This is a genomic window from Kribbella italica (assembly GCF_014205135.1).
Lineage (GTDB): Bacteria > Actinomycetota > Actinomycetes > Propionibacteriales > Kribbellaceae > Kribbella > Kribbella italica.
The window spans coordinates 6175184-6193469 of sequence record NZ_JACHMY010000001.1; the positions used below are offsets into that span (position 1 = coordinate 6175184).

General features: G+C 70.0%; 20 protein-coding genes and 1 riboswitch. Of the genes, 5 read left to right on the forward strand and 15 right to left on the reverse strand.

The window, feature by feature from the left end; genetic code table 11:
- Nucleotides 1–19: 19 nt before the first annotated feature.
- The 6 genes from HDA39_RS28715 to HDA39_RS28740 are packed head-to-tail and all read right to left on the reverse strand — an operon-like array spanning nucleotide 20 to nucleotide 6623.
- Entirely contained in the window at nucleotides 20–859 is an 840-nt protein-coding gene (locus tag HDA39_RS28715) for an amidohydrolase family protein (protein ID WP_184800408.1), read from the reverse strand.
- Nucleotides 856–2370 carry an ATP-binding cassette domain-containing protein gene (locus HDA39_RS28720; RefSeq protein ID WP_184800410.1) on the reverse strand — a complete coding sequence of 505 codons (1515 nt, stop codon included), beginning with the start codon at nucleotides 2368–2370 and terminating at the stop codon, nucleotides 856–858. The genes HDA39_RS28715 and HDA39_RS28720 overlap by 4 nt, the downstream gene beginning before the upstream one ends.
- On the reverse strand, nucleotides 2367–3362 hold the full coding sequence (locus tag HDA39_RS28725; protein WP_184800412.1) for an ABC transporter permease: 996 nt from the start codon (nucleotides 3360–3362) through the stop codon (nucleotides 2367–2369). Before HDA39_RS28725 ends, HDA39_RS28720 begins: the two co-directional genes overlap by 4 nt.
- Nucleotides 3359–4444: an ABC transporter permease gene (locus HDA39_RS28730; RefSeq protein ID WP_184800414.1), complete on the reverse strand. Its 1086-nt coding sequence runs from the start codon at nucleotides 4442–4444 to the stop codon at nucleotides 3359–3361. The genes HDA39_RS28725 and HDA39_RS28730 overlap by 4 nt, the downstream gene beginning before the upstream one ends.
- Nucleotides 4441–5526: a mandelate racemase/muconate lactonizing enzyme family protein gene (locus HDA39_RS28735; protein WP_337925936.1), complete on the reverse strand. Its 1086-nt coding sequence runs from the start codon at nucleotides 5524–5526 to the stop codon at nucleotides 4441–4443. Before HDA39_RS28735 ends, HDA39_RS28730 begins: the two co-directional genes overlap by 4 nt.
- A complete protein-coding gene (locus HDA39_RS28740) occupies nucleotides 5523–6623 on the reverse strand; it encodes a sugar ABC transporter substrate-binding protein (protein WP_184800416.1) in 1101 nt (366 codons plus the stop codon). The genes HDA39_RS28735 and HDA39_RS28740 overlap by 4 nt, the downstream gene beginning before the upstream one ends.
- A 140-nt stretch (nucleotides 6624–6763) precedes the next feature.
- Here HDA39_RS28740 and HDA39_RS28745 point away from each other — a divergent pair, with 140 nt between their 5' ends.
- From HDA39_RS28745 to HDA39_RS28755, 3 genes are all read left to right on the forward strand, one after another.
- On the forward strand, nucleotides 6764–7459 hold the full coding sequence (locus HDA39_RS28745; protein ID WP_184800418.1) for an FCD domain-containing protein: 696 nt from the start codon (nucleotides 6764–6766) through the stop codon (nucleotides 7457–7459).
- A 20-nt stretch (nucleotides 7460–7479) separates the two neighbouring features.
- Nucleotides 7480–8331 carry a fumarylacetoacetate hydrolase family protein gene (locus HDA39_RS28750; RefSeq protein WP_184800420.1) on the forward strand — a complete coding sequence of 284 codons (852 nt, stop codon included), beginning with the start codon at nucleotides 7480–7482 and terminating at the stop codon, nucleotides 8329–8331.
- Between the two features lie 73 nt (nucleotides 8332–8404).
- Entirely contained in the window at nucleotides 8405–8782 is a 378-nt protein-coding gene (locus HDA39_RS28755; RefSeq protein WP_184800422.1) for a VOC family protein, read from the forward strand.
- On the opposite strand, the gene HDA39_RS28760 is transcribed toward HDA39_RS28755, so the two are convergent.
- The 5 genes from HDA39_RS28760 to HDA39_RS28780 form a co-directional block, all read right to left on the reverse strand.
- Entirely contained in the window at nucleotides 8775–9155 is a 381-nt protein-coding gene (locus tag HDA39_RS28760) for a hypothetical protein (RefSeq protein WP_238356170.1), read from the reverse strand. The two genes, HDA39_RS28755 and HDA39_RS28760, sit on opposite strands and share 8 nt — an antisense overlap.
- Entirely contained in the window at nucleotides 9152–10393 is a 1242-nt protein-coding gene (locus tag HDA39_RS28765) for an alpha/beta hydrolase (protein WP_184800424.1), read from the reverse strand. Before HDA39_RS28765 ends, HDA39_RS28760 begins: the two co-directional genes overlap by 4 nt.
- Before the next feature lie 60 nt (nucleotides 10394–10453).
- On the reverse strand, nucleotides 10454–11014 hold the full coding sequence (locus HDA39_RS28770) for a histidine phosphatase family protein (RefSeq protein WP_184800426.1): 561 nt from the start codon (nucleotides 11012–11014) through the stop codon (nucleotides 10454–10456).
- Entirely contained in the window at nucleotides 11011–11778 is a 768-nt protein-coding gene (locus tag HDA39_RS28775) for a CbtA family protein (protein ID WP_184800428.1), read from the reverse strand. The genes HDA39_RS28770 and HDA39_RS28775 overlap by 4 nt, the downstream gene beginning before the upstream one ends.
- A gap of 64 nt (nucleotides 11779–11842) precedes the next feature.
- Nucleotides 11843–12040 carry a CbtB domain-containing protein gene (locus HDA39_RS28780; protein WP_184800430.1) on the reverse strand — a complete coding sequence of 66 codons (198 nt, stop codon included), beginning with the start codon at nucleotides 12038–12040 and terminating at the stop codon, nucleotides 11843–11845.
- Nucleotides 12041–12069: 29 nt separating this feature from the next.
- Nucleotides 12070–12206, reverse strand: a riboswitch (cobalamin riboswitch).
- Nucleotides 12207–12294: 88 nt separating this feature from the next.
- On the opposite strand from HDA39_RS28780, the gene HDA39_RS28785 reads away from it, so the two are divergent.
- Nucleotides 12295–12933, forward strand: coding sequence for a LysE family translocator (locus HDA39_RS28785; protein WP_184800432.1), 639 nt, complete (start codon nucleotides 12295–12297; stop codon nucleotides 12931–12933).
- Here HDA39_RS28785 and HDA39_RS28790 read toward each other — a convergent pair.
- The 4 genes from HDA39_RS28790 to HDA39_RS28805 form a co-directional block, all read right to left on the reverse strand.
- Nucleotides 12914–14278, reverse strand: coding sequence for an MFS transporter (locus HDA39_RS28790; protein WP_184800434.1), 1365 nt, complete (start codon nucleotides 14276–14278; stop codon nucleotides 12914–12916). The two genes, HDA39_RS28785 and HDA39_RS28790, sit on opposite strands and share 20 nt — an antisense overlap.
- Nucleotides 14279–14342: 64 nt before the next feature.
- Nucleotides 14343–14711: a DUF1304 family protein gene (locus tag HDA39_RS28795; protein WP_184800436.1), complete on the reverse strand. Its 369-nt coding sequence runs from the start codon at nucleotides 14709–14711 to the stop codon at nucleotides 14343–14345.
- A gap of 63 nt (nucleotides 14712–14774) precedes the next feature.
- Nucleotides 14775–15683: a phosphotriesterase family protein gene (locus HDA39_RS28800; protein ID WP_184800438.1), complete on the reverse strand. Its 909-nt coding sequence runs from the start codon at nucleotides 15681–15683 to the stop codon at nucleotides 14775–14777.
- A gap of 77 nt (nucleotides 15684–15760) precedes the next feature.
- The gene (locus tag HDA39_RS28805) at nucleotides 15761–17344 is read right to left on the reverse strand and encodes a DEAD/DEAH box helicase (protein WP_420488745.1); all 1584 of its coding nucleotides are present in this window, start codon (nucleotides 17342–17344) and stop codon (nucleotides 15761–15763) included.
- A gap of 395 nt (nucleotides 17345–17739) precedes the next feature.
- Here HDA39_RS28805 and HDA39_RS28810 point away from each other — a divergent pair, with 395 nt between their 5' ends.
- Complete coding sequence (locus tag HDA39_RS28810) at nucleotides 17740–18261, forward strand: mycothiol transferase (RefSeq protein WP_184800440.1); 522 nt, start codon at nucleotides 17740–17742, stop codon at nucleotides 18259–18261.
- The last annotated feature ends 25 nt before the right edge of the window (nucleotides 18262–18286 follow it).

Consider the following 18286-nt stretch of genomic DNA (forward strand, 5'->3'; position numbering starts at 1 on the left):
GTGTTGCCTGGGGCGGCGGTCAGAGGTGGTAGGTCCGCCGGGCTGTCTCGCCGAAGACGTCAGCACGCTCGGCGGTGGTCAGGCCCTCCGTGAGTTGCTCCGCGGCGTCCACAACCTCGCCGTAGGTCGCGGCCAGCAGGCAGACCGGCCAGTCGGAGCCGAACATCACCCGGTCCGGGCCGAACGCCTCCAGGACCACGTCGGCGTACGGCTTCAGGTCGGCGACCTTCCAGCCGGTCCACGACGCCTCGGTGACCAGGCCGGAGAGTTTGCAGGTGACGTTCGGTTCGGCTGCGAGGTCTCGCAGGCCGGTGGCCCACGGCTCCAGGTCGCCGCCGATGACTGGCTTCGAGATGTGGTCCACCACGAAAGTCAGCTCGGGCAAGGCGCGAACTGTTTCGACAGCGGCCGGTAGATGCGGGGTCTTGGTGAGCAGGTCGTAGACGAGTCCGGCCTCCGCGATCGTCGCGAGACCACGCCGTACGTCGGCCCGGTTGAGCCACTCGACGTCCGGCTCGTCGTGGACCTGGTGCCGGATTCCCTTCAGCCACGAGCCGTCCGGACGGTTCAGCAGGCCGGCCAGGGCGTTCTCGACGTCGTCGGCGGTCAGGTCGACCCACCCGACCACCCCCGCCACCAATTCGTTGCTCTCAGCAACGGCTAGGAACTCCGGCGTCTCGGCGGCCAGCCCCACGGTCTGCACAAGGACTGTCTGCGTGACATCGGCCGCGGCGGCGAGCGGCGCCAGGTCGTCCACCAGGAAGTTGCGCCGGATCGGGTCCATCGCGGACCCGACCATCCAGCTCTGCTCGCGGACACCGAGGTCCCAGACGTGATGGTGGGCGTCGACCCTGCTCATGCGATCACCTTCTCGGCGTGGATCAGGCGGATGACCTGCTGGCTCATCCGGTCGTAGTCGTGGTCGTTGGAGACCTCGCCCTGGACGCGGTGGTCGCGCATGACGACGACACGGTCGGCGAGCGTGATCATCTCGGGCAGGTCGGAGGTGATCAGCAGGATGGCCAGGCCGTTCGCGGCCAGGTCCCAGATCAGGGTGTGGAAGGCGTCCTTGGTACGGACGTCGATCCCGACCGTGGGCTCGTCGATGATCAGGATCTCGGTCTGCGCGGCGAGCCACTTCGCCAGGGAGACCTTCTGCTGGTTGCCGCCGGACAGCGTGCCGGCCAGTTGCGCCGGGGAGGCGATCCGGATGCCGAGCTGTTCGACGTACTGCGCGACCAGCGCCGACTCCGCCTTGGCCGGGACATAACCGAGCAGCTTCCGCAGCCGGTCCCAGATCGTGACGGCGATGTTGCGGCTCACGGACTGCTCGAGGAAGACACCCTCTTCCTTGCGGTTCTCCGTGACGTAACCAATCTTGTGATTCCGCAGCGCATCCCGGACGTTCTTGATCCGCACCTCGACGCCGCGGACCCGCACCGTGCCCGCGGTGATCCGGTCCAGCCCCAGCAACGCCTTCGCCAGCTCACTCCGACCAGCACCGACAAGCCCGTACAGCCCCACGATCTCCCCCGGCCGCACGGCCAGATCGACATCCGCATGCCCAGTCGCCGTCCCGACCCCCGACAACTCCAGCAATGGAGCAACCGACCGATCCACACTCCGCGGCGGAAGACTCAAGGCCTCGTGCACTCGGCCAACCATCAGGTCGACCACCTGGTCACGCGTCAGCTCCGACAACGCACCCGATTCCAGCACCGACGCCCCGTCCCGCAGCACGGTGACGGTGTCGCAGATCTGGAACACCTCTTCGAGCTTGTGGCTGACGAACAGCACCGAGCGCCCGTCGTTCTTCAGCTTGTCGACCACCCGGAACAGCCGGTCGGCCTCGTTCGGCGTGATCGACGCCGTCGGCTCGTCGAGCAGCAGCACGCGGCTCTCCACCGACAGCGCCTTCGCGATCTCGACCAGCTGCGCCTGCGCCACCGACAGCTCGGTCACCGGCTGATCCGGATCGATGTCCAGCTCCAGCTCCGCCAGCCAGCGCGACGCCTCCGACCGGATCGCCGCACGATCCACCAGCCCGCGCGACGTCGGCAGCTTCTGGAGCAGGATGTTCTCCCCGACGGTGAAGCCCGGGATCAGGTTGCGCTCCTGGTGCACCACGCCGATGCCGGCCGAGGCGGACTCGTGCGGCGATCCGAAGGTCACCTCCGCACCGTCGAGCAGCAGTCGCCCACCGTCCGGCCGGTACAACCCCGTGATCACCTTGATCAGCGTCGACTTGCCCGCGCCGTTCTCCCCGAGCAGCGCGTGCACCGAACCCGCCTCGAGCGACAGCGTCACCCCGTCAAGAGCCCGTACGCCGGGGAACAGCTTGTCCACCTTCTCGGCCACGAACAACGTCACGAGACACCTCCGGCGACCGCCGCGTCCGGCGCTTTCACGACCGTACGACGAAGTTGCCGCCGGGTCCGGACCTGTCCGAGCACCACCGACCCGAGCACCACCGCGCCGACGACGAAGTTCACCCAGCTCGGCTCGAGCGAGAACTCGGCCCGCGCCGTGTCCACGAAGCGCACGATGAACGCGGCCAGCACCGTCCCGAGCACGACCGCCGAGCCACCCGTCAGCAGGGCACCACCGATGATCGGCGCCGCGAACGACGGCAGCAGCCAGTCGCCGCCGATGCTCTTGTTCACCCCCGGCGAGGACGCGACGGTCAGGATCGCCGCGACACCGAGGATCGCGCCGGACAACGTGTGCGCGAGGATCACCGACCGGTCGTTCGAGATCCCCGACAGCCGGGCGGCGATCGGGTTCCCACCCGAGGCCAGCAACTGCCGCCCCGGCACCGTCCGCCGCAGCATCAACGCCAGCAGACCCGCGACCGCCAACGCCACCAGGAAGATCAGCGGCAGCACCCCGAACAACGCGTGCGACCCGAAGCTCTTCAAGCCGGCCGGATACGCGTCGACCGTCCGCGTGCCCACCAACCGGTACTGCACACCCAGCAACACTGTCATCGTCGCCAGCGTGACGATGAACCCGTTGATCCGCGTCAGCACGACGAGCAACCCGTTGGCCAAGCCCGCGGCGGCCGCGAGCAGGAAGCCGAACAGCAGTGCCAACGGCACCGGGACTCCGTGGTCGGCCATCATCACTCCCATCGCGGCTGCTGCGAATCCCCCGACGGCGCCGACCGCCAGGTTCAGTTGGCCCACTGCGAGGACCACCATTTGAGCTAACCCGATGAGAATGGGCACCGCCAGGAACTGAAGCAGCACTTTCAGGGAATTCGCCCCGACCAGGTCACCACCAGAGGCGATCACCAGGAAGACGAAGAACACCACGCAGATCACCAGCAAGGTCATCTCGGTCGTCTTCACGAACCGCTTCATCGTTGTCGCACCTCCTGCCGCTCCGACAGCACGGTCCGGATCCGGTCGGTGCTCAAGGCAACGAGCAGGATCAGCCCGAGGTAGATGTTCAGGCTCTCCAGCCCGACGCCGAGCAGGTCGAGCCCCTTGCGGATCACCGACGTCAGCGCCGTCCCGAGCAGTGTGCCCCAGACCGAGATGAACCCACCGGCCAGCAACGTGCCCCCGAGGATCGGTCCGAGGAACGACGGCAGCATGAACTCCTCGCCGATCGTCGCCTTGATCGAACCGGTGCTGACCGCGAGCATGAACCCGGCCAGCGCCGCCAGGCAGCCCGACATCGCGTGCGCGGTGATGACGCGCCGCGCGGTCGGGATCCCGGACAGCTCCGCGGCCTTGACCGACGTACCGGTCATCAACAGCTCACGGCCGAGCTTGGTCCGGCTGTAGATCCAGCCGACCACCCCCATCGCGATCACCGCGAACAACGCGAGCTGCGGGACCGCCGGTGAGCCGCAGACGTTGCCGATGCAGATGTCGGCGAGCGAGTAGTTGCGCATCTCCCGCATGCCGTCCGGCTTGGTCACGAAGGCCGCGTTGTCGGTCAGCGCCGTGTAGACGAGCGGAATCAGACCGAGCAGCAGGAAGTCCAGCGCCAGCGTCACGACGAACGAGTTGACCCCGGTCCGCGCGATCACCCAGCCGGCCAGCGCGCCGATGGCCGCGCCGGCGATCAGGCCGACCAGCAGCCCGGCGTACAGGCTGAAGTGCCACAGGTCGTACGAGATGCCGGTGATCATCATCGAGAACGCGGCCATCCGGCCGACGGCGAGGTTCATGTGCCCGATCGACAGCACGCACAGCTGCGCCAGACCGACCACGGTGAACATCGCGATGTCCCGCAGCAGTGGGAACACCACCAGCTGCTGGTTGAAGAACGCGGGCCGCAGCAGACCGAACAGAACCGCCAGCAGCACCACCAGGATCAGCAGACCGATCCGCTGGTTCGCCCACCAGGGAGTCCGACCACCCCGGGACGACGACGGCGGCTGATCCGGCTCCTGGAGCGCCGCGGTGGCGGTCTCCGAGACCGGAGCGCTCACGAGACGCGCCGGTCGTCGATGGCGTCCCGGTCCCAGTCGATGCCCAGGCCCGGTGCGTCCGGCGCGACCGCGTGCCCGTCGGAGATCTCCATCTCGCTCCGGGTGATCGCCCGCAGCTGCGGGATGTGCTCGACGTACCGGCCGTTCGGTACGGCGGCGGTCAGGCTGACGTGCAGCTCCATCAGGAAGTGCGGGCAGACCTCCAGGTTGAAGGTCTCGGCGAGGTGCGCCACCTTCAGCCACGGGGTGATGCCACCGATCCGGGCCACGTCGACCTGGACGATGCCGGCCGCGCCGGCGGCGACGTACTCGCGGAACTGCGAGACGGAGTACATGGACTCCCCCACAGCCACCGGGATCGAGGTGGAGGCCGCCAGCCGGACGTGACCGGTCAGGTCGTCAGCGGGCAGCGGCTCCTCGAACCAGCTCAGGTCCAGCGGCTCGAAGGCGGCAGCACGCCGCTTGGCCTCCGGGTACGTCATGGACTGGTTGGCGTCGACCATGATGTCCAGCGCCGGCCCCACAGCATCCCGTACGGCGTGCAGCCGCTCCACGTCCTCGTGCACCCGGGGCTTGCCCACCTTGAGCTTCACCCCGGGCCAGCCGGCCTTCTGCGAGGCCAGTGCGCCAGCCACGAGCTCGTCGGTCGACAGGTGCAGCCAGCCGCCCTCGGTGTCGTACAGCGGGACGTTCCGGCGGAACCCACCGGCCAGCCGCCACAGCGGCTCACCGGCCCGACGGCAGCGCAGGTCCCACAGGGCGGTGTCGACCGCGGCCAGTGCGAGCGACGTGATCGCACCGACCGTGGTCGCCCGGGTGGACGCGAACAGGTCGTACCAGAGCCCTTCGACGTTGCGGGCGTCCGCACCGACCAGCCGCGGCAGCAGGTGGTCGCGCAGCATCGCCAGCACCGCCGTACCGCCGGTGCCGATGGTGTACGAGTAGCCGAGCCCAGCACCGCCGTCGGAGGTCTCCAGCTCGACGAAGATCGTCTCCTGCTTCAGGAACGACTGGACCGCGTCGGTCCGGACGGTCTCGACCTCGAGATCGACCAGGAAGGCTTCAGCGCGTGTGATGGTCACTGGCAGCTCAGCTGGCTCGCGAACTCGGTCTGGAGCTCCTTGGTCTTGGCCTTGCGCTCGTCGTCGTAGGTGTCGACGTTGTCCTTGGTCACCACGAACGAGCCGGAGTCGACGATCACGCCGGGCGTCTTCATCGTGCACTGCTTCGAGCCGAGCAGCGCGAGCAGCCAGCCACCGACGTACGCCTGGCCGACCGGGTTCTGCGCGACGGTCGCCGACACGCCGCCGGACCTGATGCCGGACAGGATCTTGGCGTCGTCGTCGATCGCGACCACCTTGATCGGCAGCTTGCTGCCGGCCACACCGTCGGCCGCGGCCACCGCCGGGTTGTACGCCGTGGTGACGATGCCCTTGATGTCCTTGCCCTTGGCCGCGAGCAGGTCGGCGACCGAGCGCTGCGCGGTCTGCAGGTCCTTGTCGATGTCGGTGACCACCGGCAGCTCGGTCACCTTGCCGCCGGTCTCACCGACCGCCTTCTTCACGCCGGCGATCCGGCGCTGGGTGTTGGAGTCGACGTTGTTGCCGGTCAGGTGCACGATCGTGCCCTCGCCGCCGATCGCCTCGATGGTCGCCTTGGCCGCCTTGTACGCCGCCGCCTCGACGTCGGTGGACAGGCAGAAGTCGGCCGAGTTGGTGTCGCCGGCCGGGCAGGAGGCCAGCGAGCCGACCGCGAAGCCCTTGGACTTCAGGTCCTCGAAGGTGGTGTTGATGTCGGTCGGCGACACGCCGAAGATGCCGAACGCGTTGAAGCCCCGTGCGGCCAGCGAGGTGACCACGTTGTTCTGCTTGCTCTGGTCCCACTCGCCGGTCTCGTCGAAGGTCACGTCGCCGAGCTTGAACTCGGTCTTGTCCAGCTCGGCGGTAGCCTTCCAGGGCTGGAAGTAGGGGTGCGCGCCGCCGGGAATGAGTGCCAGCTTCACGCTGGAGCCGTCCTTGAGGGTGACCGGACCGCCGGTGGAGCCGGTCGACGCGTCGTCGCCCGCCGTACCGCCCGTGCTGTCGTTGGAGCTCTTGGTGCTGCAACCGGTGGCGGCCAGGGCGAGCACGGCCAGGCCGGCGACGGCTGTCCTTCGGTACCACAACGCGGGCTTGGGCATGGGGCGCTCCCTCGAAGATCCTATAGGATATTGCGAAGCTGATGCTGCCGCTTCACACTGGTGGCGTCAACCCTTGCCCGGGTAACGACTGAGCACGGCCGCCGGGTCAGGCAGAATGGGATGCTTCGGGAGGAGCGACGGTGACGGATGCGCATGTGGGTCTGGCGGGGCAGCTCACGCGCCTGCCGCAGCGACAGGTACTGAGCGACGACGTCTACGAGACGGTCAAGGGCCTGATCATGGACAGCGTGGTCGCGCCGGGCACCCGGCTGAACATCGACGCGCTGACCCGGGAGCTGGGCATCTCCCAGACCCCGATCCGCGAGTCGCTGGCCCGGCTGGAGTCCGACGGGCTGGTGATCAAGGAGCCGCTGCGCGGTTACCGGGTCTCCTCGACGCTGACCCGGGCCGAGTTCGAGGACCTCTTCGAGTACCGGCTGCACATCGAGCCGTGGGCCGCGGGCCGGGCGGCGGAGCGGACGTCGGCCGAGGACCTGGTCCGGCTCAAGGACGAGATGCTCAGCTACACCGAGGTCCCGGAACGGCCGGACTACGACTCGTACAAGGCGATGGCCGGGCACGACCAGCGCTTCCACGACCTGGTGCTGGAGCTGGCCGGCAACGAGACGGCCCGGCAGTCCTTCGCCCGGACGCACTGCCACCTGCACCTGTTCCGGCTGTACTACGGCGGCGGGATCGCGACCCAGGCGCTGCGCGAGCACAAGGCGGTCGTCACCGCGGTCCGCAAGGGCGATCCCGAGCAGGCCGCCGCCGCGATGCGTTCGCACATCGAAGCCTCACGGGCCCGGCTGCGGCCCGTGTTCGACCAAGAATGAATCCGCTCTAAGGAGATTTCGTGGAACTGCTGCGCCTCGGCGCGGTCGGTGAGGAGCGCCCGTACGCGCGCGCCACCGACGGCACCACCTACGACCTGAGCTCCGTCACCGCCGAGATCGACGGGGCCTTCCTGGCCTCGGACGGGATCGCCCGCGCCCGCGCCGCGCTGGAGGCCGGCTCGCTGCCGGCCGCCGACGTCGAGGGCCTGCGGGTCGGTGCCCCGATCGCCAAGCCGGCCGCGGTGGTCTGCATCGGCCAGAACTACGCCGCGCACGCCGCCGAGTCCGGGGCCGAGCCGCCGAAGGAGCCGATCGTCTTCTTCAAGCACCCGAACACCGTCATCGGCCCGTACGACGACGTGCTGGTGCCGCGGGACAGCCGCCGGACCGACTGGGAGGTCGAGCTCGCGGTCGTGATCGGCAAGACCGCCCGCTACCTGACCTCCGACGAGGAGGCCCTGGCCTGCATCGCCGGCTACACCGTCTCCAACGACGTCTCCGAGCGCGCCTTCCAGCTGGAGGTGTCCGGCGGCCAGTGGTCGAAGGGCAAGTGCTGCGAGACCTTCAACCCGCTCGGCCCGGTGCTGGTCCCCGCCGACGAGATCGGCGACCCGCAGGCGCTGGACCTGAAGTCGTTCGTCAACGGCGAGCCGCGGCAGGCCTCCAACACCCGCGACATGATCTTCTCGGTCGCCGCACTGGTCCGCGACCTGTCGCAGTACATGACGCTCGACCCGGGCGACCTCGTCAACACCGGTACGCCGGAGGGCGTCGCGCTGTCCGGCCGCTTCCCGTACCTGGCGCCCGGCGACGTCGTCGAGTGCGAGATCCAGGGCCTCGGGCGGCAGCGCCAGGAGCTCCGGCAGGCCTGAGCAACTCCATGACACCGCCCCGCCACCGTATTGCGGTGGCGGGGCGGTGTCGTCGTACGGCATCGTTCGGGGCATGACTTCGATCGTGCGCACGGTGACCTTCGACGCGGCCGACCCGTGGGAGCTGGCCGGGTTCTGGCTGCAGGTGTTCGACGTGGAGCGGCCGGACGACGACCACCCCGAAGACCCGTACGCCGCGGTGAACACCGGCTCGGTGAAGCTGCTGTTCGAGCGCAACAACGACCCGAAGCGGGCGAAGAACCGGGTGCACCTCGACCTCGAGCCGGACATCCCGCGCGACCAGGAGGTCGAGCGGCTGGTCGCCCTGGGCGCGACGATCGAGCACGACCACCGCGAGCCGAACGGTCTGGGCTTCGTGGTGATGCTCGACCCGGCCGGCAACGAGTTCTGCGTACTCCGCTCGGCCGCCGAGCGGGCTGCTACTAGCTGACGATCTCCGGGGTCTGCCCTGAGAGCGTGACCCTCCACTCGCCGTCCCAGCCGTGCACGACGATGCCGTAGCCGTCGCGGGTCGCGGAGGCCCGGTGGTGCCCGCTCTCGACCGGCTGAACCTCTGCCTGCCAGCCGCGACCGGCGAGCGCCGCAACAGCCGCCTCGACCTGCCCCACTGGGTCGACGACAGCCGGGTCGCCGTTCTCCACCGTGATCAGGCACACCGACTGCGGCCCGTCCCCGTCCTCCAGCACGTGCGGGTTCACCGGGCCTACGTCGTGCGTGACGACACCCTGCTGTCCCGGTACGGCGGCCGCCGCTACCGCGAGCAGCTCCTCGCGCAGGAGGTCGCGGGCCTCGGTCAGCGTCATCGGGTAGGTCCTTCCGGTCGTCTGGTGATGCCAGGGCCCGGCGTACGCCGTGCCCGGGCTCCGTCGTTCACAGGTTCTGGCCGCGCGGTGCTGAGCTTGCCGAGCGCCCGTACGCCGTCGAACACCCTCGCCAGCGGTACGGCGGCCGGACTGGCCGCCGCCTGACGCAGCGGCTCGGCCCAGGAGAGGCCGCCCAGCACCCGGCTCTCCTCCTCCGGCGTCGTGCTCGTCCGGGTCACCGCCCGGAGATCGCCGCGGATGATCCGGCCGATGTTGCGCATCGACTCGCTGTCGTGGACGAAGTAGCTCACGTGACCGCGCACGGGCACGTTGCCGTCGTTGGTCTCGAACCGGATCGCGTCGGTGAACGACGCCGGGTCCGGCCCGTGCGGTTCGGCGTACGAGATGAAGTCGCCGGGCGCGCGGGCGACGTACAGCGGCACACCCTTCGGGACGAAGTCGGCCGCGCTCCGGACGGACGGCTCGACGCCGGGGCAGCCGGTCAGGATCACCCGGTCGAAGCGCACACCCTCGCGCAGCATCGCCTGGCCGGCCACCTGGCCGCCGTAGCTGTTGCCGATCAGGATCCGGTCCGCGTCGGGCCTCACCTCGGTGCCGAGCCCGGCGGCGAACTTCGCCAGCAGGGGCGCCGCCGCGATCGAGCTCTCCTTGGACATCGCCCCTTCGAGGGTCAGCGGAGCGTCGTACCCGAGCCAGACCACCGTCGCCGATCCCGGCCCGGACTCCGTCTGCAGGTCCTGGGCGCGCGCCATCTGCGAGCGCACCTTGTCGAGGTTGTTGTTCATCCCGGGCACCAGCACGCTCACCCGGTCGGCCGTGGCGAGGTCGCCGAGCACCTCGGCCATCCGGCCCTGACCCTCGGGCTCGACCAGCAGGAACTGCCGGTGCACCGGGACGACGATGCGGTTGCCGTCGGCATCGACATCCAGCCGCTGCCCGACCGGCCGCAGCATCTCGGACAGCGTGTTGTACCGGATCACCTCGTCCGCGGAGGCTCCGTCGAGCTTGGCCCGAAGCGTCTCGACCAGGCGAAGGTGGTTGGCCCGGTACCGCAGCTCGGCCGGTACACTGTCGAGCCCACCGACCTCATGGGTCCGGCTCTCCGCGAGCGCCCACGCGGCATCGGCCGGGAGCGCGTCGAAGTAGTCCCTGACCTCTCGCGCGGCCTTCTGGGACGGGAGGTCGGTGACACGGTCCAGCAGCTCGTCGAAGCTCATCGTCATCCTCGGGGGCGTTGGGATGCTTTGGCGAACGATAAACCGCGGGGGACGGGTTTGTCAGTGCAAGTTGAGTGACCAGGAGGTGGCGTGCGCGGAAAGGCCTACGGTCGTCAGCGGGCGGACGTCGATGTGCCGGAGCGACTCGGCTGGGGCCTCCAGCGCGTAGAGCACGGCAGCGCGCACTACGGCCGGGTGGACGACGGCAACGACCGTACGGCGCTCAGCGTGCCCCGGGTCCTCGGTCAGGTCGCCCAGCCAGTCGGCGACGCGGGCGATCAGGTCGTTGGCCGTCTCCCCGCCGGGCGGCGCTGTATGAGGCCGCTCCAGCCACGCCGAGACCGCAGCGGTCTCCGTGGCCAGCAGCTCCTCCAGGTCGCGCCCGGTCCAGTCGCCGTACTCGCGGTCGCGCAGTGCGCCGACCACCACCGGCTGGAAGCCCATCGCCTCCGCGGTCAGGATCGCGGCCGGCTCCGGCCCGCAGTACGTCGTACCGGCGTCGACCCGCACGTCGTGGGCCGCCTCCAGGCCGGACTGGTCCGGCGCGGGCTCTCCACCGAGGACGAGCCCGCGCAGCCCAGGCGTCAGCGCATGCGCGACGAGAGTCAGCGTTGTGGTCACGCGGCGACGGTCTCCTTGGTGACCTTGGAGTGACGATCCATCAACGCAGCGTAGCCGAAGCCCAGCAAGGTCCACAGCACCGCCTGCGTGCCGAGCGAGGCGAACCGGAACTGCCACAGCAGCGTCGCCGGGAACGACCCGGGCACCTCGTTGATCGAGGGCAGGATCAGGTACGCCGCGACGATCGTCACCACGAAGGCGAGACCGCCACCGGCCGGCCGGATCCAGGGCGCGTCGCCGAAGCGCTGCGCCCAGCGGGACGCCGCGACACCGGCCCAGACCGCGAGCAGGCCGATCACGAGCGTCAGCAGGTAGGTGATCGTGCGCTTGGTGATCGTCTCCGGGTCACCGACGGCCGGTGGGTTCGGCGGGTACTTGAGGAACGGCACGAGCACGATCCCGACGAAGCCCGCGGCGGCCAGCCCGAGGGCGGCGTACGAGTCGCTGGGGGTGCGCAGGCGGCGGCGCAGCAGCGCGAAACCGACAGCGAAGATGCCGCCGAGCGCCACGCCGTACAGGCTGGTGGCCAGGAAGAGGCCGAAGCGCTGGCCGTTGCGGCTGACCAGGGGTTCTTCTTCCTCGGCGGCGGGAGCCTGGGCGGCGGGTTCCTCGCCGTGGGTGTGTGCGGCGCCGCCGGCTTCCTCGATCGCGATCGCGGCGTCGATGTGCGGTTCGCCCATCACGTACGCGAAGGTTCCGGCCAGCAGGCCGGCGAAGAGGCCGACGATCAGTCCGCGCACCAGGAGATTTCCGAATGTACGCATGACGGTCCTGTCAGAGGATCAGCCCGAGCGGGTCGGGAACGGGAGTACGGAGAACTGCAGGACGTCAGTGGCAGGGCACGCCGAGCAGGTGCCGGCCGTCGTGCATGAGTTCGTGCATGTACATCCCGGACTGGGAGATCGCGCCCTGGTCGAAGGCGACCAGGTAGGCGAGCACCAGCAGCAGGCCGACGGTGAGCAGGGCGACCGCGAGCAGACGCGGCGAGACGGCCGGTACGGCGACCGAGCGAGCAGGAGCGGGCATCTGAACCTCCAGGGGAAATGCGCGTCCCCATCGAAAGGCTGCGAGTGCCCGAGCGTCCTGACTCACGAGCAGCTGCTCGCTCACAGTGGCGCGGCCGTACCGGTCTCTCACCGGTTTCCCTCATGGCACCGCAGGTTGACCTTTGAACGGTAGCGGCCGGGTTCGTGACAGGTCAACGGACGGCGGCGCCGGTGATCTTCCCCACCTGGTGAGATCACCTCGTACGCCGAGCCGATCGCGCCTACCCTGACGGAATGCCGTCCGTTCATCATCTGGTGGCCTTCGCCGTCACCGCACTGATCGTGATCGTCGTCCCGGGGCCGAGCGTTCTGTTCATCGTCGGCCGCGCCCTGGCCGTCGGCCGTCGAGAGGCGATGCTGACGATGGTCGGCAACACGCTCGGCGCCGCGTTCCTGCTGGTCGCCGTCGCCCTCGGGCTTGGAACGCTGATCGCGGCGAGCGCGGTCGCGCTGACCGTGGTGAAGCTGGCGGGCGCGGCGTACCTGATCTACCTCGGCATCCACGCCTTCCGCACCCGCAAGTCCCTCGCCACCGCCCTGACCGGCGGAGTACGACCGGCGAACACCCGCCGCGTCCTGCGTCAGGGCTTCCTCGTCGGCGTGACCAACGCGAAGACCGCGGTCTTCTTCGCTGCCGTGCTCCCCCAGTTCATCGACCCCGCCGCCGGTCACGCCACCCTGCAGATCCTGCTGCTCGGTCTGGTCTTCATCCTGATTGCCCTGATCTCCGACAGCGTCTGGGCGGTGGCCGCGGGATCGGCCCGAGACTGGTTCGCCCGGTCCCCTCGCCGCCTGGAGCTGGTCGGCGGCACCGGCGGCTTGATGATGATCGGCCTTGGCGCGAGCATCGCCGTCAGCGGCTCAAAGGACTAGTACGCCGGGCCGCGAAGACTCCGACGAGTGCCAGCGCGGCCGGCAGGCCGAAGGCGGTCAGGAACGCGGTGGTCGGCGAGTGCGGTTCGATCGCCGCGAAGAGCGACCCGCCGATCGCCAGCACCGTTGCCGTCAGCAACGAGTCGCTGAGCTGCAGCGCCGAGCTGTTCGCGCCTTGCTGCTCGACGGTCGAGTACTCCAGGACCAGCACCGACACGGTCGGGAACACGGTCCCCATCCCGAGCCCGGTCAGCGCCCAGCCGAGGATGCCGACCACGACCGGCACCCGGTCGTCGAGCGTGGCGGCCGCGATCGCGATGCCCAGCAAGATCGAGACCATGCCCGCCTGCAGGAACACGTGGTGCTCGAACGGCTGGTTCGGCCGGCCCCGGTACCAGGACGCCGCGCTCCAGCTCAGCGCGCTGACGGTCAGCACCAGCCCCGCGAACGCCGGCGACAGCCCGCGTTCACGGGTCAGCATCAGCGGCAGGAAAACCTCGGCACCGAAGCCGGCTGCCGCGACCAGACCGCGCAGCGCGATCACCGACGGGAGTCCGGCACGGATCGTGAACGTGCCCTTCGGCAGCAGCTTCGGGGCGAACACGACCACCGCGGCCAGACCGACAGCGATCAGGATCAGCTGGACGGCCCCACGCTGCTGGCCGCCGTAGTGCAGCAGCCCGACGCCGAGCGCGGCCCCAACGGCGTACCAGGCCCGCTCGGTCCAGAGCTTGCCCGAGCCGGTGACTTCCTGCCCCTTGGAGAGCCCGGGCCGCATGATCAGTGCCGCGGGAACGGCCAGGACCGGTACGGCGAGGAACACGATCCGCCAGTTCGTGTGCTGGACGATCAGCCCGGCGATCGCCGGCCCGACCAGCGACGGCACGACCCAGGCGGTCGAGAAGGCGGCGAAGATCCGCGGCCGGAGCTCGGCCGGGTAGAGACGCCCGACCACGACGTACAGCGCGACCGTCAGCAACCCACCGCCGAAGCCCTGGATCGCCCGGCCGACGACCAGCACCTCCATGGTCGGCGCGAGCCCGGCGATGACCAGGCCGGCCAGGAACCATCCGGTGCCGTGCCAGAGCGGGCGGGTAGGGCCCTTGAGATCGGACCAGGTCCCCGAGATCACCATCGCGACCACGCCCGAGGCGAGCGGTCCGCCGAACGCCAGCGCGTACAGCGACAGCCCGTCGAGGGACTGCGCGACGGTCGGCATCGCGGTCGTCACGGCGAGCGCCTCGAACGCGACAAGCGTGATCAGCGCGACCATCCCGACGGTCAGCGCACGGTACTGCGGGGCGAGAACTCCGGGCGGGCGGGGCGCCGTGATCGTCGAGGTCATGCCCAGCACTCTCATCGTTCAAGTGCGCTTGAAGTCAACCTCTGCACTTCGGGCCCGCTGGAACTCAGAGCACCGCGGCGAGCAGCAGCGCGAGGATCGGCGGCACGGCCTGGATCGCGGCGGACCTCGCCATCCGGCGGTCCGAGCCGATCAGCACCAGCCCGGCGCCGAGCATGCACGCGCACGAGAACAGCGCGATCGCGTGCCCGCGGTCCCCACCCGCGATCAGGCCGCCGATCGCTCCCGCCGCCAGGAACAGGTTGTAGAACCCCTGGTTGAACGCCCAGGGCCGGGCCGCGTCGGCCTCTGCCTCGGTCTTGATCAGGAAGCGCTTCTGGACGCTCGGCTTGCGGAAGAGCACGCTCTCCAGCGCGAAGAAGACCAGGTGCAGGACCCCGGCCAGGGCAACGAAGATCTGCGCGACGGTGTTCACCTGCGAACCGTACCGCCCGGAGGCCCGTGGCAACGCACCGTCACCGCGGACGAGTTCGTGCCGCTACTTCCAGTCGGTCGCGAAGGCGCGCGCCGGGTTGGTGACGAAGATCTGCCCGACCACGTCCTCGCCGAGCCGGCGGGTGAGCCGGGGTCGCAGATTCGTCAACAGGTACGGCATTCCCGGCCCTTCGCCGGTCGCCAGCCGCGCCCGCGCGGTCGTCGTGTCGCCGCCGAGCAGCAGGTGGTCGGCGTACCCGGTCTCGACCAGCGCCGCCAGGCAATCGACCATCCGCCAGTCGGTCGCATGGTTGCCCCGCGACGGCCCGTCGAACGCGAGGAACGCCCCACGCGCCGCCAGCTCCTGGTGGACCTGGTGGACCTGGTGATCAGGGAAGCGGTTCAGATGCCCGAGCACGATCCGGTCCGGCGGGACGCCGTGCCCTTCGAGGCGGTCCAGTACGGCGTCCGCTCCGGTGCCCAGCTCGTGGTGGATGCCGATCGGCGCGCCGGTGGCTCTTTGGGCCTCGGCGGCCGCGTCCAGCACCCACGAGGTGTGCTCGTCGAGCCCGTGGAACCCACTGGCGATCTTGATCAGCCCGGCGCGCACCTGGCTGTCGCCGATGCCCTCGGTCAGCTCACGGACGAACAGCTCGGCCAGGTCCTCGGTCGGCAGCTCCGCGTAGTGCTCGGCGCGGTGCAGTCCGGTCGCGGCGACCAGCTTGACGCCGGTCTCCTCCGACACCTTCGGCAGCAGGTCCGCCCGGCGGCCCAGCCCGTGCGGCGTCCACTGGATGACCGACTGCCCACCGGCGTCGGCGTACAGCGTCGCCTCCTGCACCGCGGCGTCGTAGTCGTCGAGCTCCTGGCCCGGCGGCAACATGGCGCTGCGGATGAACAGGTGGTCGTGAGCGTCGCAGACCCCGAGGTCCTCGGGTGCAACGTCGCCCAACACGGTCCGTACGACAGCCATCGGTTCTCCCCTTCAGGACACGGCAGAGCCCAGGCTGCCATGGGCATCCTGGGCTCTGACGATCGGGTTGCCAGAGGTCAGCGACCGCGACGGCCGCTGCCCGCGCGGGTGCCGGCCGAGAAGGCCGCGGCTCCCGCCGGACGGGTGCTGGCACCCGGAGTCGTCGTGGTGTAGCTCTTCGGTGCGCCGCCGGAACCACTACGCCCACCGGATCCGCCACGGCCTCCGCCGCCGGCGCCGGCGCGTGCTCCGCCGCTACGACCCGCGCCGGCTCCACCATTGCGAGCGCCGCCTCCACGGCCACCGCCGGTGGATGCGCCGCGGGCCGCCGGAGCGGACTGGCCCGGGCCGGAAGCCGAGCGGCGGCCACGGCCACCGCGTCCCCGTCCGGCCGACTCGCCACCGGTACGGCGTACCTGGTCGTTGTCCGGCTTGGCCGGCGGCTCGACGTAGGTGCGCTCGCCTGGGGCGAGCTCGGTCAGCAGCGGGTCGCCGACCCGCAGCTTGGTGACCTTCGGCGCGATACCGGCCTTGCGGGTCAGGTCCCGTACGTCGCTGACCTGGTCGTCGGTCATCAGCGTGACGACGGTGCCCTCGGCCCCGGCGCGCGCCGTCCGGCCGGAGCGGTGCAGGTACGCCTTGTGCTCGATCGGCGGGTCCGCGTGGATCACCAGCGACACGTCGTCGACGTGGATCCCGCGGGCCGCGATGTCGGTGGCGACCAGCGTCCGGGCGGACCCGTCGGAGAAGGCCTCCAGGTTGCGGGTGCGAGCGCCCTGGGACAGGTTGCCGTGCAGCTCGACCGCGGGCACGCCCTGGGCGATCAGCTTCTTGGTGAGCGACTTGGCGCCGTACTTGGTCCGGGTGAAGACCAGCGTGCGACCAGGAGCCGCGGCCAGGTCCACCAGCACCGGGAGCCGGCTGTCGGCCTGCAGGTGCAGGACGTGGTGGGTCATCTTCGAGACCGGCGACTGCGCCGAGTCGACGCTGTGCGTGGTCGGGCTGCGCATGAACCGCTTGACCAGGACGTCGACGCCGGCGTCCAGCGTGGCCGAGAACAGCAGCCGCTGGGTGTTGGCCGGAGTCGCCTCCAGCAACCGGCGTACGGCGGGCAGGAAGCCCAGGTCGGCCATGTGGTCGGCCTCGTCGAGCACGGTGATCTCCACCGCGTCGAGCTTCGCGTGACCGGCCTTGACGTGGTCCTCGAGCCGGCCGGGGCAGGCGACGACGATGTCGACGCCCTTGCGCAGCGCGGTGATCTGCGGGCCGTGCCCGACGCCACCGAAGATGGTCATCGTGCGCAGGCCGAACGCGTCGGTCAGCGGCGTGATCGACGCCTGGATCTGGGTGGCCAGCTCCCGGGTCGGCGCCAGGATCAGGGCGCGCGGCTGGTTCGGCCGGCGGCGGGTGCCGCTGGACGCGAGCCGCGCGATCAGCGGCAGCACGAACGCGTAGGTCTTGCCGGAACCGGTCCGGCCGCGACCGAGCACGTCCTTGCCGGCCAGCGAGTCCGGCAGCGTCGCGGCCTGGATCGGGAACGGCTTGGTGACACCGGACTTGGCCAGCGCGGCGACCAGCTCGGCCGGCAGGCCGAGGTCGGCGAAGGTCAGGTCGTCGGGGACCACCAGCGGCTCGATGTCGTCGTACTGCTCGGTGCTCACCGGAACGGCCTGCACGGCAGGGGTTTTCTTGCCGCGACGGCGCTCACCTTGGGTGCGGGTCTCGTTGCTCTGTGCGTTGTTCTGGGGGTTGCTCCGGCCGGCGGCCGGTGCGGATTGGTTGCCACCGGCACCTGAACGGCGGCGGCGACGGGGTCGCGCGGGGCCGTCCGGGCGGGCGGAACTCGTTTCGGGCGTGGGCATGGGGCGGCTGACCGCCATCTGGTACTCCAAGAAAGTCGAAAAGGGTCGTCCTGCCCGGCGCGGCATCACAGGCCGCGGCGCGTGGGGGTCGACTGCCAAATGGTCCGAGGCAGAACTGGGCGGACCGTCAACAACCAGCATACGGCATCGGTGTTCGCCTCCCCAGGGACTTTGGTCGCGGTACGGTCCTGGCTGTGACGACCGACACCTCCGCGCAGTTCCGTACTGACCCGCCGTCGACCGGTGACGAACGCGCCCTGCTGCAAGGATTTCTCGACTTCCACCGGGGCACGCTGCTCTGGAAAGTGTCCGCGCTGAGTGGCGACGAACTGGTCCGCCCGACGGTCGACCCGTCGGGAATGACGCTGCTGGGACTGGTCCGGCACCTGACCGAGGTGGAGCGGTACTGGTTCCACCTCTCGCTGGACGGACGCATTGACGCCTTGAAGTTCTGGACGGACGAGCACCCCGACGGCGACTTCGACCTGGTGTCGGCTGCCGAGGCCGAAGCGGATCTCCTGACGTTCCGCCAGGTGGTCTCGGAGTCCGACGCGATTGCCCGCGGCTACGACCTCGACCACGAGTTCACCCGGCCGCGCGGCGGGCCCGACCTCTCGGTGCGCTGGCTGTACATCCACATGATCGAGGAGTACTCGCGGCACAACGGGCACGCCGACCTGCTGCGCGAGCGGATCGACGGTCTCGTCGGGGAGTGAGGCTCAGCGGCCGGCGGCTGCGGTG